The organism is Eubacterium sp. SB2, from assembly GCF_001244405.1.
Classification (GTDB): Bacteria; Bacillota; Clostridia; order Lachnospirales; family Lachnospiraceae; genus Faecalicatena; species Faecalicatena contortus_B.
Genome location: NZ_LN865153.1, coordinates 436,576 through 452,260 on the forward strand (window position 1 = coordinate 436,576; position 15,685 = coordinate 452,260).

The 15,685-nt window shown below is 47.5% G+C and carries 17 protein-coding genes; 1 reads left to right on the top strand and 16 read right to left on the bottom strand.

The window, feature by feature from the left end; translation table 11 throughout:
• Positions 1–189: 189 nt before the first annotated feature.
• The 16 genes from BN1938_RS14430 to BN1938_RS23465 all read right to left on the bottom strand — a co-directional run bounded on the left by BN1938_RS14430 (position 190) and on the right by BN1938_RS23465 (position 14,557).
• Entirely contained in the window at positions 190–1,191 is a 1,002-nt protein-coding gene (locus BN1938_RS14430; protein WP_082203018.1) for a phosphatidylserine decarboxylase, read from the bottom strand.
• A 109-nt stretch (positions 1,192–1,300) separates the two neighbouring features.
• Positions 1,301–1,969, bottom strand: a complete 669-nt coding sequence (locus BN1938_RS14435; protein WP_050641275.1) for a CDP-alcohol phosphatidyltransferase family protein — start codon at positions 1,967–1,969, stop codon at positions 1,301–1,303.
• Between the two features lie 21 nt (positions 1,970–1,990).
• Entirely contained in the window at positions 1,991–3,025 is a 1,035-nt protein-coding gene (locus tag BN1938_RS14440; protein ID WP_050641276.1) for a lysylphosphatidylglycerol synthase transmembrane domain-containing protein, read from the bottom strand.
• The gene (locus tag BN1938_RS14445; RefSeq protein ID WP_050641277.1) at positions 3,015–3,737 is read right to left on the bottom strand and encodes a phosphatase PAP2 family protein; all 723 of its coding nucleotides are present in this window, start codon (positions 3,735–3,737) and stop codon (positions 3,015–3,017) included. The genes BN1938_RS14440 and BN1938_RS14445 overlap by 11 nt, the downstream gene beginning before the upstream one ends.
• A gap of 303 nt (positions 3,738–4,040) precedes the next feature.
• Positions 4,041–4,304, bottom strand: coding sequence for a hypothetical protein (locus tag BN1938_RS14450; RefSeq protein ID WP_025655387.1), 264 nt, complete (start codon positions 4,302–4,304; stop codon positions 4,041–4,043).
• A gap of 22 nt (positions 4,305–4,326) precedes the next feature.
• The gene (locus BN1938_RS14455; protein WP_050641278.1) at positions 4,327–4,710 is read right to left on the bottom strand and encodes an SHOCT-like domain-containing protein; all 384 of its coding nucleotides are present in this window, start codon (positions 4,708–4,710) and stop codon (positions 4,327–4,329) included.
• 83 nt (positions 4,711–4,793) lie between these two features.
• On the bottom strand, positions 4,794–5,159 hold the full coding sequence (locus tag BN1938_RS14460) for a DUF2089 domain-containing protein (protein ID WP_050641279.1): 366 nt from the start codon (positions 5,157–5,159) through the stop codon (positions 4,794–4,796).
• A gap of 334 nt (positions 5,160–5,493) precedes the next feature.
• Complete coding sequence (locus BN1938_RS14465; RefSeq protein WP_050641280.1) at positions 5,494–7,107, bottom strand: BCCT family transporter; 1,614 nt, start codon at positions 7,105–7,107, stop codon at positions 5,494–5,496.
• 17 nt (positions 7,108–7,124) lie between these two features.
• Entirely contained in the window at positions 7,125–8,570 is a 1,446-nt protein-coding gene (locus tag BN1938_RS14470; RefSeq protein ID WP_050641281.1) for a trimethylamine methyltransferase family protein, read from the bottom strand.
• Between the two features lie 74 nt (positions 8,571–8,644).
• Positions 8,645–9,022, bottom strand: coding sequence for a RidA family protein (locus BN1938_RS14475; RefSeq protein WP_050641282.1), 378 nt, complete (start codon positions 9,020–9,022; stop codon positions 8,645–8,647).
• A gap of 4 nt (positions 9,023–9,026) precedes the next feature.
• Complete coding sequence (locus BN1938_RS14480) at positions 9,027–9,869, bottom strand: YitT family protein (protein WP_050641283.1); 843 nt, start codon at positions 9,867–9,869, stop codon at positions 9,027–9,029.
• A 6-nt stretch (positions 9,870–9,875) separates the two neighbouring features.
• Complete coding sequence (locus BN1938_RS14485; protein WP_050641284.1) at positions 9,876–11,966, bottom strand: acetate--CoA ligase family protein; 2,091 nt, start codon at positions 11,964–11,966, stop codon at positions 9,876–9,878.
• A 13-nt stretch (positions 11,967–11,979) separates the two neighbouring features.
• Complete coding sequence (locus tag BN1938_RS14490) at positions 11,980–12,525, bottom strand: 2-oxoacid:acceptor oxidoreductase family protein (RefSeq protein ID WP_242843865.1); 546 nt, start codon at positions 12,523–12,525, stop codon at positions 11,980–11,982.
• Complete coding sequence (locus tag BN1938_RS14495; protein WP_050641286.1) at positions 12,509–13,258, bottom strand: thiamine pyrophosphate-dependent enzyme; 750 nt, start codon at positions 13,256–13,258, stop codon at positions 12,509–12,511. Before BN1938_RS14495 ends, BN1938_RS14490 begins: the two co-directional genes overlap by 17 nt.
• Complete coding sequence (gene vorB / locus BN1938_RS14500) at positions 13,259–14,344, bottom strand: 3-methyl-2-oxobutanoate dehydrogenase subunit VorB (protein WP_050641287.1); 1,086 nt, start codon at positions 14,342–14,344, stop codon at positions 13,259–13,261.
• A gap of 15 nt (positions 14,345–14,359) precedes the next feature.
• Complete coding sequence (locus BN1938_RS23465) at positions 14,360–14,557, bottom strand: 4Fe-4S binding protein (RefSeq protein WP_050641288.1); 198 nt, start codon at positions 14,555–14,557, stop codon at positions 14,360–14,362.
• 311 nt (positions 14,558–14,868) lie between these two features.
• On the opposite strand from BN1938_RS23465, the gene BN1938_RS14510 reads away from it, so the two are divergent.
• Positions 14,869–15,642 (top strand): IclR family transcriptional regulator, encoded by a 774-nt coding sequence (locus tag BN1938_RS14510; RefSeq protein WP_082203019.1) that lies wholly within the window; start codon positions 14,869–14,871, stop codon positions 15,640–15,642.
• The last annotated feature ends 43 nt before the right edge of the window (positions 15,643–15,685 follow it).

The following is a 15,685-nucleotide window of genomic DNA, read 5'->3' on the forward strand; positions in this document are numbered from 1 at the left end:
TCTACCGCCCGGAAGCGCCCAGCTCCGCCAAAGGAGAGGCAGGATGCATCTGTAAAAGAAGACAGGGGGGCTGGAAGCGTCTTTACGGCAGTTAGCTGGAGTTGAGTAAAAAGGAAGAAAAACCAGGGTGAGATATGTGATCACAAATCACATATCTCCCTGGCCCCAGGGCCTGAAGCCATCAAGGCTTCAGGTACTGTGCCCAGGTCTGCCCTGGTTTTCCTTCCTTTTTGCTCTACTCCAGCTTGCTGCCGTATTCCGTTTCCAGCCCCCCTGTCTTCTTTTACAGACGCATCCTGTCTCTCCTTTGGCGGAGCGTCCCCCCATTCCAATCCGTTCACCCATTTTTACGATTGTTTCGCATCCTGCCCGGGTATTGAGAATCAGCCGTTCCTCCAGTTCTACCGCATCTTTCTGAAAAAGCAGAACCACGGTGGACCCTCCGAACTCGAACCGCCCCTTAGGTTCACCTCTCTTGACCCGACATGCCTCATGGTAGTTCGTAATACGTCCCACCATCAGCGCGCCGACCTCCATCATCAGCACAGTCTTAAAATGCCTGCTCTTTAGAAGTGAATATTCCCTCGTATTTTCTTTATAAATTGGATACACATCCCCTGCCGCTGGATTTACTGTATGATAAATGCCGCTGATGCGGTAATTTTTTGACTTCTCCCCGTCATCCACATAGCAGTATCTGTGATAATCATCCACCGTCAGACGGAACACGCAGGCCCAGCCGCCCTCATAGCGCTTAGCCAGACTCGCACAGCGCAGCAGTGATTCCACCGTATACCCGGTATCTTTGATGCAGAATCTGCTCTTCTTCCCTTCTTCTACAGTAATCGGATATACACTCAGCTTCCCGTCACAGGGACTGATCAGCGTCCCTTCCCCGCCTTCCAGCGGACGTGCTCCCGGTTTGATCTCCCGCGTAAAAAATTCATTGTAGGACTTATATCTCTGATCCACATAACAGGACAGATCGATACCGTTTTTTTTCACAAAAGGATCAATCAGGCATGTGGACCATCTTCTGTCCAGCAGCCATCCTCCTGCTCTTGAAATCCCCGGCCTCACCAGCAGGCCGACGAGCATCCTTCCGCTCCTGTGGGTATAAAGCCACTCAAGCAGACTGTCCTGCCCGTTCTTTTCTTCGGTCATATTGCCGTCTCTGTCGATATATTTCATATGTAATCACTGCATCCCCGCCTGTTATATCCATATCAGCTTCCCGGGGATTTCCTTTCTGCCGTATTCCTGTAAGCTTCTCGTTTAAGCTACGCGTTTTGTTTCTCCATTACCGCCTTACAATCCAGGGCCAGCCCGGGTGAAAACTGATTCTGTAACGTGTAAAGAACAGCATAATCACAACCGCTGCGGCAACAACGCCCACGATAACCGCCAATGTCATGTTTTTCGGCTTTTTCAGTTTAAAATTCACGATAAACAGGATGCCCACGACCAAAAGCGCCAGATGCAGGCAGATCCGAAACACAAAGTCCGGTACGAAAAACTGAATCATAAATACCAGCGGCAGAACAATGGCCATGGATGTAATCGGAAGCCCCCGGTAAAACTTTTCCCCGTCCTCCGATACCAGGGCATTCTTAGCCTCCATTACATTAAAAAACGCAAGCCGGACCACGGAATTGATACAATATAAGATAATAATTGCCAGACCGATCGGCCCCCGTACGCCCAGCAGATAACAGATCAATGCCGGAAATGCCCCAAAACAGACAACATCACACAGGGAATCGATCTGAATCCCAAATGCTTTCTCGTCCTCGGTCCTGTCCTTTTTTGCCCGGGCAATCTTCCCGTCAAACATATCGCAGAGTCCGGATAAAGCCAGGCAGATAATAGCCGTTTTAAATCTTCCGTGAATCGCCTGCGTCATCCCGAATACGGATATGCCAAGGCTTGTATAGGTTAATACCACCGTATAATTATAAAATCCAATCATGTTTTCTCTCTTTTCCTTTGTTTATATTTTATCTGCTGCCTTCTGGCCAATCGTCAAATGCGCGAACAGCGTCATTCCCGCGCTGAGCAACAGTTGTACATAGTACGCAATTCCGCGGCTTAGTACCATCCCGGGCAGAAGAAGACCCGCTGCAAATACCCCTTTGAAGATAATCAAAAATAGATTCTCACTGATTCCCATGCCTCCCGGAAGCGGCAGCATATCGACCGATACTGATACCACTGCCTGGAGCATAACGACATCATATATATGAGCCCCGTGAAGTCCAAAAGACCTGTACACAAACCATGTTACAAAAAACAGGGCGAATCGCTGAAAAAATGTAATCAGAAGGACATTGACCATGACTCTGGCATGGCTGCGCAGATAGGCTGCCGTCGCGTTATACTGATCCATGGAATTCTCCAGCTTCTGAGTTCTCTCCGGCTTGTGCTTCATGATATGGATACGCTCCAGTATTCTCAGGCACCGCATCATAATTCCCTTCGCCAGAGCCGGATGGAATGCCAGAATTGACATAGCTATGCAGCACGCCACATTCAACCCTACCCCCAGGTAGAATACCGGCAGAATTCCTTCCAGGTATTTATGTACAAATCCCCTTTGGAAAAAGGCGACAAACAATCCAACAGCTACTAATACTGACTTATATGTAATTGTAACAATCATCAGCACCAATGTCGAGACAGGAACCGGAATTTTATTCTTCCGCATGTAATATATCTGCATCGGCTGCCCGCCGCTGGCCGACGGGGTAATGGCACTGAAGAAGAACCCAACGCAGGAATATAAAAAGCAGGTCCGCTTCTTCTCCCTGATCCCCAGCGTTCCGAACATATAATGGATGATGATGGACTCTCCCCAGATAAATACAAGCACTCCCAATATTCCCGGAAGAAGATACCATGGATTTACCTGCAGGATGGCCTTAATCACGGCCCGGAGGTCCTCCCCTTTAAATACACTATAGATCGTCAATGCAAATACGACCAGGAGAAAGACGATATTTACAATCTTTTTCTTTTTACTCGTCACAGCCCACCTGCTTTCCCGCAGACATCTCCCGCCTGCGAAAACATTTTCTGTCCATCATGTCAAATACCCGTTTTGGAAAACGGTACAGCTGTGTGTGGAATGCCACCCGGTACATGCCTTCAGCCAGCAGGATCCCTCCGATCACATCTACTATGTAATGCTGTTTTGTAAACTGCGTGGATGCACAGACCAGCAGCGCAAACAGGCAGGAAAAGGCTCGGTATGCCTTCGGCACATTCTTCTGCCCCCGGATACCGATATAGCAGAACCAGCTCACAAGGCAGTGGATGGAGGGGAACAGCCTGGTCGGGTCATCCACCCCGTACACCATTCCCAGAAGCGTCTCCCAGATCCCGCCGCCGGACAGCACCGGCCTGACATTGGTGGTGGGAAGCACGAGATAGAAAAATGCGCATACCAGCCTGGACAGCATATCCGCTGTCACAAACCGGATGCAGTGATCTTCCCCCTGCCGTGCAATTAATATATAGTTCACAATCCAGAACACATAGCACCCCAGATAGACGGCAACAAATCCCGGAATAACAGGAACCGCCCGGTCTATGGGAAGCGTTAAGTCATAATGTTTCCATGATCCCGCCAGCAAATCCGTGCCGGTATAAACTATAAAGTTCAGGATCACACAGGATAGCAGCGGGAACACCGCATATTGTGGTACAACCGGTTTTCTTTTTCCGGATATTTTCCCCATAACAGTCTCCCTTTCTCTTCAGTCTATTGCTATTATAACAGACTTTTGGAAAGTTGCACCTCTTCTATCCGTTTCTTTCATAAATCCTAATAAATTTTTAAGAATTCTGGAAAATCTTCCATATTAAAGGTGTGGTTTAACCAGAGACATTTTTATAATAATCTTCAACCGAAAAATACCGCCCGGAGTGTACAATCCCCGCAGGATCATATACTTCGGGCGGTAAAACGTTACGATGCACGGCCTATGGGCTATACATAGTAACGGTAAAACGTCTCTGTTTCACTTCATATCTACAAAATCCTACAGCTTAATAGAAACAAAGGTTCCGTCTGCTGCCTCCACATGTACTACTTCGAGTCCCTTATTTTCCTTCAGTATATCCATGCATTCGTCCAGCAGCATCACAAGGACCTGTCTGGTAATCAACACATCATAGGGCGGGGGCACATCCCTGCGCATCTGCCGGAAAGCAGCTTCCGGTATAACTTTTACCGCAAGTGACGCCATCCCCATGGGAACCGGAATTCTAAGATTTACATCTTTTGATCTGACTACTACCATCATGATACATATCCTCGCTTACCTGCTATTTGTCCACATAGATTCTGACTGTAGTACCGTCTGCCGCACTGACATTCACAAAATCGCCTTCAACCTCTTCATCCAGGCACTCGGATACGGCATCCATAATGGAAGATAAATCCATCCCCTGCAGTTCCTGTTCCGGCAGCGGAAGCTTTCCGGTTGCCTTGAGCACCTTTTTCACTGCGCCAACCGGGAACTGGATGTTTACTTTATCTCCCGCAGTACTGTCCACAATGATGCGGAACATCTTCTTGTCATAGCTTCTGTGCGCAACAGCTGTCGTCTGCTCCGCCTCAACTCCCATCGCTTTCATAAGCTCTGCCGCCTGCTCCGCGGTTATCGTACGATCTTCCACCATTTTTAAAATTCTTAATCTCTCGTCCATAATGACCTCCAATTTTTCGTCTATTATCATGAATTCTTTCTGCAGAGTTTGTATTACCGCTCCCCCTGCCTCCTTATTATTACTTACTTCAGCTTGCGGATCGCCTCCTCCGCGGTGATCTCGCCCTGCTCCAATGCTTTAAGGACAGCCTCCCGCAGGAGCATCTCTTCGTCCTGAGCCGCATCCTTCTCATACCCAAGCCTTTGAATGACGCCGTCCAGCTTCGCCCTCACAGTGGGATAAGAGATTCCCAGTTCCTTTTCCACTTCTTTGATGTTTCCCCGGCACTTGATAAATGTCTCGGTAAAATGCAGCTCCTCGGCCGACAGGTAGTCAAACTTGCTGAGTGTAAAATCATTTTCTATCACTGTCCCGCACTTGGCACACTTCAAACGCACAACACTGAGTTCCCCGTCACAGACCGGGCACTGGCTAATGACTTTTTTCATATATCCACTTCCTTTCTGTTAATAATATAGCACTTATGTTTAGATTATTCAATACAAATATTAATTATTTTAATTTTTATATTTAATATATTAACTTTTTATTATTTTTTATTGTTTATTCTATACATACTGTAACGTTTTTTCCAGAACAGCTTTTCACTTCCGCCAGTTCGGCGGCCTCCATATTCAGATCCCGCAGACACAGACAGGCCGGCTGCGACGGGACTGCAGCAAAACTTCCAAATAATGTATACAAAGAAGGTGGAGATGCTCATGCATCTCCACCCAAATATATATAATCCAGATCTCCTGTATCAATAACGATACTGCCGCTCTAAGCCTGCGCATTTAAAACAGGTTCTTCTTCTTCCTCTTCCTTATCGTCATAGTCCTCCCCGGGCTTCAGCGTTGTATCATATTTTTTATAATTCTTCAATCCCTTTACCGTACCCACGCATAAGAAACACATCATAACCAGGACAGGCAGTCCAAAGATGATACTCGCAGTCTGGATTGCCATCAGACCTCCCGACCGCCAGCAGGCATATGCCAGCAGGCTCATCAGCAGTCCCCAGAAGATCTTCAGAGGTGCCGGTGCGTGTTTATCCGAAACCGCTTCTTCATCCTTCTCTGATACACACAGGTCGGCAATGGTCAGAACCTGGGACTCAATCATCGTGACTACGGAGAAGATGACCGCTGCAATCGCCAGAACCAACAGGATCGGGGTCAGCGGCAGGTTCTTCAGATAAGCAAAGAATGCTACGGAACTTCCATATTGAGCAATCGCCTCTGAGATGCTGTGGTTTCCTGCCAGTTCCATCTGAATCGTTGAACTTCCGAATATTCCCATCCAGAAGATCAGGAAAATACACGGAGCCAGCATATTGACCAGCACATACTGGCGGACAGTACGTCCCTTGGCACACTTCACTTGGAACAGACCGATCAGAGGTGCAAATGCAAGCCACCACGCCCAGTAGAAAATCGTCCACCCATTTACCCATCCGCTCTGATAAGCAGGTTCCATATATAAGGATTGTGAAGGTAAATTCTGTATAAACTTTCCAACACCTGTCAGTGTATTATTCAGGATAAATAATGTACCGCCTGTACAGAGGGCAAATACCATTAATATGATAAAGATATACATGTTTGCGGAACTGATAAACTGAATCCCCTTATGTAATCCTGTACAGGCCGCGATAATTGCTATTGCAGCAAATCCAAGACAGACAATCAGGGCAATCAAATCACCGCTGATCTTCAGGTCTGCGATGTAGAAACCTGCGCCAACCATCTGGTCGATAACAAGGCCGACTGTAGTGCCGCATCCACCCACCAGGCAGACAATACAGATTGCATTAATCCAATAGCGGAACTTACCGGTTGATTTTTCGCCGATAAGCGGATAGAATCCGGTTGCAACACTGAACGGCTTCTTACAGTTCCAGAAAAGGAATCCGATGCCAAGTCCGACTGCAGTGTAGACAGCATAGGGATGAAGTGTCCAATGCAGGAGCACATAGCGCAGAGACTCTTCTGCCGCCGCTGCCGAGCCGCCTTCCATGCCGGAAAAGGCGGGTGGGCTCTGAAAAAAGCTCAGGGGTTCAGCCACACACCAGTAGCAGATACCGGAACCCATTCCGGAAGTCAGAACCAATGCAAACCATTTGGCAAATGACATTTCCGGTTTTGCATGTTTTCCCCCGAAACGGATTTTTCCATATTTACTGAAGCAGATCCAGATACAGAATACAACCAGCAATGTAGTTCCAAGTCCGTAGAACCAGCCGAAATGAGTTGTCACCCAGCCCAGTGCAACATCCATAGCAGCACCAAATTGTTTCGGTATTGCGACACCAAGGACAACGATCAGGCCGCATATAATTGCCGGCGGTATGAACGTCTGCGGTACAAAACGTTTTTTTCCAGGTTTTTTATCCATGATTACCCTCCTCCTGATTAACCATGTGAATGCTGTCTGATATAAGCATCTAACGCTTCCTCTGCTGCCTTATCAAGCATTGACTCGGGTGCTTCAGCCAGACGGCGTTTCCATTCCTCATTCGCGCGGCGGAGCACATACTCATAATCCTCTGCCTGACGTGTTTCATAGGTACTGTTCCAGTCCGTATATTTTGGATACCATGCGTCATACATATAATCCAGTGTATCGTCTGACGTAAGGAACTCTCCATTGCTGCCAACTTCCATGATCACTTCAAGGGAAGCTGCGTCCTCAGATGTATCGATCCCATCTCTGATCGAAAGCAGCCTGCTGACCATTTCTTCATCCAGTATTGTCTTTTCGAATGATGTGGTCATAAGGCCGTCAACCGTGCCGATCTCGGAAAGCATATAATCCGCACCGCCTAATGTATTGCCGATTGTTCCCTCGTATGACTCAAGGCCGCATTGGTAATCGTTGTTCAGTGAATCTGTGCTGAACGGAATGGATCGGGTCGGCAAGTTATAGAATCTCTTTCCCATCTCTATGAATCCCAGCTGAAGAGCGACTCTTCCGGGAGATCCGCAGCAGTACTTTGCGCCGCGCATGTTCCCCGGCACAGCGCCGGTTCCATAACCTACCGGATTCCCCGGGTTCACGAGCTGAGCCAGTACGATTCCCGTCAGAACCTCCGCGTTCTGCAGAACCAACGTGCCAAAAAGGCGGATCGGTCCTGTAACACCGGCGCTTGTGGCAGTTCCTGTCGTTACGACCTGCCCCCGCTCCGCCAGCGCGATGATATTGCCCAGACAGTCCTTAGACCAGGCTAACGGACTTAAGCTTGGGCATGAACCAGGCGCCAGATAGATATTTCCACCCGGTTCAAGTTTTTCTCCCATAACAATCTCAATCATGTCCATGGCTTCATTCATTTTTTTGTAATCAAAAAGCTCTGTATAAAAAGGCTTGTCGGTGTGCTTCAGAACTGCCTTCATGATCTCAAGATGGCGGATATGTACCGGCACGTCATTTGCTTCCGCTCCGTTGTTCGTATTCATCGTTATGACATCGCTTGCCTGGTAAATCTTACAGAGATTTTCCACATCCTTCAGCGTCCCTTTCCTGATGCCTTCGTCCAGTGTCATGATATTTACCGGTCCGATCGGCCCCGGCACGCCGTAACCGCCATTGCCAAGATCCAGATTACGCGCACTGTTCCTGCCGCGGATTACAAAATGAGACGGTGCTGTTTCCAGTGCATTTCTCACCTGTGATTCGGTGAAATATACCTGTTCCCCGTCTACGCGAAAACCATGGTCTTTGAAGATCTTCAGTGCTGTTTCATCTGGAAAACGGATGCCGTTTTCTGCGAGAATCTTCATAGAATAGTCATGGATCCGCTGTAAGTCACTGTCTTCTAACATCGACAGCTTAATGCCGCGCATAAAATTATCGCTCATAGTTTTTCCTCCTCATATCGGCAAGCGTTTTCACTCCCTGCCATATATATCCGGAAAGCCCCGGGGCTTTCCTATTATCCGACAAAAGCGGTCATCGCTGCCTCCAGCGGAACATTCCCCGGAAGCGCCTCTACCTGTACACATACTCTGGCCGGTTTATGTTCTCCGAAAAACTCTGCATATGCTTCATTGACTGTGGCAAAATCATCCAGATTATTCACATACACATCCACTTTTGCGACCGATTCCTTGCAGCCGCCCCCTGCTTCCACGATGCTCAGCAGGTTATTTAATACCAGCGTTGTTGCCGCTTTTATCTCATACACATATTCCCCATCCTTTGTCAGAGGTATCTGCCCGGACGTTATAATCATATTACCATATTTTCTTCCATGACAGTAAGGTCCCAATGCGGGTGACGCCTCACTGCTGATCAACTCTTTTAATTCCATAACACTATTTTCCTTTCGCATATTCTCCATAAACCCTGCCGAAAGAATAGTCCGCATCGAATGCCGTGCAGGCGGCATCCCCATCTGTATCTTCCACAATATGCTGGATCTTGCTCACGTCCTGCTTCCGGCTGGCTGCTACAATTTTGTCTTCAGAGTGTAGTATCACTCTGCACCCCTTAAATTTCTGAAGCTGTTCTCCTACCTGGATTCCTTTCTTCGTCAATATAACGGAAAGACTGCTTATTTTAAAGCCATACATCACTTTATTGATTACTACAACACAAACATATAAATCTACGATGGAATACAACAGCAGATCCCAGTCTTTCAACAGCAGTGATCCCACCGTAATAATAATAAAGTCGCCCACTAAAAGGATATTTCCCATTGGGATATGGGGAAACTTCTTCAGCACCAGCCGTCCTACTACGGTCGTCCCCCCCGTGGTTCCTCCTGCATCCAGGATCATTCCCAGTCCAACGCCCATAACAACTCCCCCGAAAACGGATGCTAAAAATACATCCTGGGTAAATGGCTTTAAAAACGCCAGCATATCAATCATGGATGATGACAGCAGTACCGTCAGGCCCGTATAAATCAAAAGCCTCTTTCCCAATACTATCGTTCCCCATATGACAAGAGGCACATTGATAATAATACTGAGTATTCCGATCGGAAAACCGGTCAGGGCCTTAACTACGACCCCGATCCCGGTTACTGACCCGGGAATGATCTTTGCCGGGTCAATGAAGAGAACGACAGAAAGTGCATATAAGAAACAGCCTGCCACGATTTTACAGATTGCGATTGATTCACTTTTTATCAGACTTTTTCTTTTTTCCATGGATTGTCATTCCTTTTCTTTATCATATAAAATCAGCAGCGCATCTGCAATAGAGACATCCTCTTCTGTCACAAATACCGGATTAATATCCAATTCTTTGATGTCATCCCTGCCTTCTGCCGCCATGATACTGATCTTGACCAGCAGCTCTGCCAGTGCTTTCTGGTTGCATACGGGGTTTCCCCTGTATCCGTTCAGTAAGGGGTAGGACTGAAGCTGCCTGAGCATGTTCTCTGCCTGGTTCAGGGTCAGCGGTGCAGGTGCAAGCTGCACATCTTTAAAGAGTTCCACAAATACACCGCCCATTCCAGCCATGATCATAGGCCCAAAATCTTTATCATTATTCACACCGATAATCATTTCCACGCCGGGTTTTAGCATAGGCTTTATCAGCACGCCTGAGAGCTCGGCATCCGGTGCGTTTCTGGCACAGTTTTCCATGATCTCATCAAACGCGGCATATAACTCTAATGCATTTTTTATGTTCAGCCGGACTCCCCCCACATCTGATTTGTGCTGGATATCTTTCGAATGAATCTTTACCGACAGCGGATAACCCAGCTTTTCTGCGGCTTCTGCGGCTTCCTCCTTGGTTACTGCAACTGCCTGGGGTGGAATCGGCACTCCATGGCTCTCCAGATAATTCAGACTGTCGTATTCGCTAAGCCCAATACCGCTGATGTGTTTCTCTTCCGGAATTGCAGCTTCCATATCCTCGAATCTGAAATACGCAAAATCCAGAACTTTCTTTATAATATCACAGCCATAGCGTCCTGACGGAAGGAGGGCAACGCCTGCCTCCTGCAATGTATCCGCACTCTCCTGATGCCTGGTGTGTTCGATAAACGGCAGCCAGAATACCGGCTTCATCCCCGGAATCTGACGGGCAAGCGAAGCGGCCTCGACCATATGGGCGATGGTATCATCCCATATTTCCCTGGTGATCGTATAGGCGATACAGATTGCATCTACATTCTCATCTTTAGAAATCGCCTCCATTGCACTGCGCATCGCTTCGGTATTATATCCTATCCCTGCAGTCATATCAAAGGGGTTGTTCACAGAACCGTAATCCGGCACCAGCGTCTGGAGATAGGCTTTCGTCTCCGGTTTGTACTCTGCAAGCTCAATCCCATATTCATCTGCCAGATCGGCCATCACGCCTGCCTCTCCGCCGGATACGTTCATAAACACCATGCGTTTTCCTTTTGGAAGCTCTGCCAGCCATGAGAACGCATTGGTGATGCCCATCAGCTCCTCCAGATCCGTTGCCTCAATCACGCCATAACGTCTAAATACTGCCCTTAACACCTTATCGGCTCCCGAGAGAGAGCCCGTATGAGAAGCTGCAAGCTCCTGGGCCTTACCGGAGCGCCCTGTCTTCAGAATAACGACAGGCTTTTTCTTGAGTGCAGCCTTGCGGAATGTCTCAGCCAGTTGTTTCGGCTTTGTAATCCCCTCCATATATGCTGATACAACTTTTGTGTCCTCGTCATCCACCAAAAAGTCCAGATAGTCCTCTACCTTAACATTGCAGGAATTACCGGATGATATTGCGTAGCTGAATCCCATGGTGGGACTGTCAAGTCCGCCCAGTACAATCTGCCCGCTCTGCGAAACCATACCTATATTGCCTGCTCGCTCCCTCTCCTCCACGAGAAATGCATATGCAAAGATCCCGTCGATAAAGTTGGCAAAGCCCGCACAGTTTGGGCCCATAACAGCAATCCCAAGCCGGTCTGCTTCTTCCACCAGTTCCTTCTGATCCTCCCTGCCATCATCGCCGATCTCGCTGTAACCGCTTGCGTATACTACCGCGCCGCCGCAGTTTTTCTGTGCCGCTTCCCGTAATAGCGGTACAATTGTTTTTTTAGGCGTACAGAGAATGACCAGATCCACATCTTCCTCGATTTCCAGTACGGAATGATAAGCGCGCCGTCCAAAGATTTCATCTCTTCCCGGATTTACAAAATACACGTGATCCAGATTCTTAGAAAACTTCAGGTAATTTCTGGTTGTGTCGCCGCCGAATCCCGCTTTTTCACTGGCGCCGATGATTGCCACACTTTTTGGCTTTAATAACTTATTTAAATCCATGACCGCACCCTCTCTACACTCTTTCTGTTCTCTCGAACCCAAGTTCAAAGCATTTTAAATTAGACGGATCCGCCTTTCCCTTTTTCGCAAAATATTCTTCCAGGGTTCTCGCAAACTGCTTTGCATCAATCATCTTGGTTGCCTTGATCATAGCCCCCAGGATGACCAGGTTCGCACCCCTTGGATTCCCCGCTTCTACGGCAATCCCCGAAGCATCAACCCCATATACTTCCACATCCTTTGGAAATGTCTTTTCCCCGAATAAGGAACGGTTTATAACTACCTTGCCGCCCGGACGCATTTCCTTTTCGTATTTATCATAGGCGCCTTCCGTCATGCAGCATAACACATCCAGGTAATCCGGATACGGGCTTCCGATCTCCTCATCGGAAACAACCACGCGGCACAGGGCAATACCTCCCCGCATTTCCGCTGAGTACTCGCTGGTCCAGCTTACATTTTTCCCGTTTTCCGCTGCAATCTGTATTAAAATCTTACCGGCGGTCAGGACTCCCTGCCCTCCGATTCCTGCAAACATAATATCAGCCAATCTGCTCACCCCCATTATCAACATATACTTTCACTGGAAAGATTTTTTCATTTTCTTCTTTCAGCTTGACCATTGCATCTACCGGAGACATTTTCCAGTTCGTGGGACACGGAGAAAGAATCTCTATAATGGAAAATCCTTTGTTGTCTCTTTGATATTCAAATCCCCTTTTAAGCATTTTCTTGGTTTCATCAATATGCTTCGAATCATACAGCGCTCCGCGTGCCGCATAAGCTATCGGGTAGTTCTGAATAATATTCAGCATATCAAAAGGCTCGCCTGCCACGGTATCGTCCCGTCCCTTTTTACTGCTGACCGTCTTATCTCCCACCAGTGTCGTTGCCGGACACATCTGGCCTCCGGTCATGCCGAAGATTCCGTTATTGACTACGATCATTGTGACCGGCACGTTCCGCTGCGCCGCATAGCATGTTTCCGCCAGTCCGATCACATAAGAACATCCGTCGCCGGCATGGATATACACATTGGAATCCGGCAGCACCTTTTTGATGCCCGTTGCTACTGCCGCACAGCGGCCATGCGGGCCGGCGATTCCATCACAGTTTAATGTGTCAATTGACCAATAGGCACAGGCAATATCTACTACCTGTATTGTCTTTTCTACTAAATCCAGTTCCTCACAGCACTCGGCAACCAGACGCTGTACGATGCCATGCCCGCAGCCTCCGCACCAGCCTACCTGCTGATTAATCATTTCTGGTTTTTTCAATATTACTGCCATTTAATACACCTCCAGTTCCTTTGCATTTCCCTCCAGTATACTCTTACAATAATCCACGATTCCCTGTGTTGTAGGAACATATTTGGAGGTAAGATATCCATAGAGCGGAACACTGTATTTTGTTGCAAGACGCACGTCCTGTCCCATCTGGGCAGAAATGCTCATCTCCACTGTGACAAGCCCCTTTAATCCATCCGGAAGAGATTCAAATGCTTTTTCCGGATAAGGCCAAACTGAAATCGGACGAATCAGCCCCAGTTTCATGCCCTGTTCTCTTGCACGGCGAACTGCGGATTTGCAGACTCTGGAGGAGATTCCATATGCAACCAGTATGAGTTCTGCATCCTCTGTCATAAAGTTCTCCCAGCGCTGCTCATTCTCGTGCATCGCTGTGAATTTATCGCGCAACATCTGGTCATATTCCGCATAATCCATGGAACGGTCCAGATTCGTGACTTTCACTTTCGGCTCATCTTTTTCCTTATACCCCTTGATTGCCCAGTCAAATTTTGTTCGGTCATGCTCCTTTGCCTCAGGGAAAGTTACCTTTTCAATCATCTGGCTGATTCCGCCGTCGCTTAAAACGATGACGACAGTGCGGTATTTTTCTGCAAGGTCAAATGCCTCATATGTAAGCTGTGCACATTCCTGCACAGAGGCCGGGGTCAATACTATCTGCCTGGAATCTCCATGTCCGCCTCCCCTGGTAGCCTCCCAGTAGGAATCCTGCCCTTCTGTAATCTCGCCGTCACCGACGCCGTACCTCATTACATCGATCAGTACTGCCGGCAGATTATAAGAAGCCAGATAAGAGATTCCCTCCTGCTTCAGATCGTATCCCGGTCCCGATGAGCTTGACATCACTCTTTCCCCGCAGGCTGCTGCGCCCCAGAGCATGCTCATACTTGCAATCTCACTCTCGCCCTGGATGAATACTCCGCCTCTGTCTGCCATATGAGCTGACATATATTCCAGTATCTCGCTCTGCGGCGTAATCGGATAACCGGCATAAAAACGGCAGCCTGCACGAAGAGCAGCTTCAGCGATTGCCTCGTTGCCTTTCATAAGTTCAAATTCTTTGTTCATGTTTTCTCAGCCTCCCTATTCTATTGTAAATACATAATCCGGACAGATTTTATAGCAGCGCCCGCATCCAATACAGGCCTCCTCATCAACACGGATAATCTCATAGCCTTTTTTATTTAATTCCTTAAGCGGCTCGATCGCCTTTACCGGACATACGCCTACACACAGGCGGCATCCTTTACAAAGGCTGGTTTCTGTTTTTGCTTTCGACATATCTTTTCACCCTCTGTTTCCTGAAATTGTTTTTACTGTTCCGAAATATTGTTTATTGATTTGCCTGTTACATTTGATCTCCTTTCCTTTGTTTCAAAATACGTGTTATTTGTTTCATATTTTCTATCTTTAATTTCATAATATCACCAATTATTTTTATTTTCAACTTATTTATTTCAAAATAACTCCCAAAAAACACGATAAGTTTTTATGCAATTTGTTACTTGAAATAATTATTTCACCTATGTATAATTAAAAAGTAACAGTCTAAATAGTTAAAATAAGATCGTTTCATAAAAGGAGGGATTGATTTGGCTCAGCCAATAACCAAGATGGAAACCATCCAGTCTGTAGACAGAGCATTCCAGATATTAGAGACAGTCTCACGTCTTGGCAGCATCAGCCTGGCAGACCTGCAGAAGAAACTGCAATACAACAAAGCATCCCTGTCCCGCCTTGTTTACACATTGGTAGAGAATGGATATCTCGTGAAAAATGAAAAATCAGGGGAATATGTTCTCACACTAAAAGCGTATGAAATTGGAATCAATGCGGTTCAGAACCTGGACAAAATATCCCTTATCAACTCCACCTTAGCGGATTTAAGCAGGGAAACCGGACGGATAGCACAATTTTCCATAGAAGACAATAACCAGCTGTTATGCATACAGAGCATCGGCCAGCAATCTTCTTCATTTTCCGTCTACACCAATGTGGGCCGGCGTTCTCCGCTTTACTGTACCAGTGCAGGCAAGGCGCTGCTGTCAGCCTATACGAACACCAGGATCATGGAATTATGGGATACCATGGATGTAAAACCCCTGACAGAGCACACGATTACGGATGTCCATGAATTTCTCCACGATATCAGCGAGATCCGAAGACAGCAGTATGCATTGGACAGGGAAGAGAACGAGTATAATGTCTTTTGCATCGGCGCTGTCGTACTGGATCACACCAGCACCCCGATAGGCGCTGTAAGCATCAGCGGTGACAGTCTGACACCGGAAGAAGAACAGCAGATCAGCACCTTACTGATATCCTCAGTGAAGCGGCTTTCCAATCTGCTGGGGTATATGATGTAGCATTACAAAACAAAACCGGCAGGTCCGCTTTGGCACCGCCGCG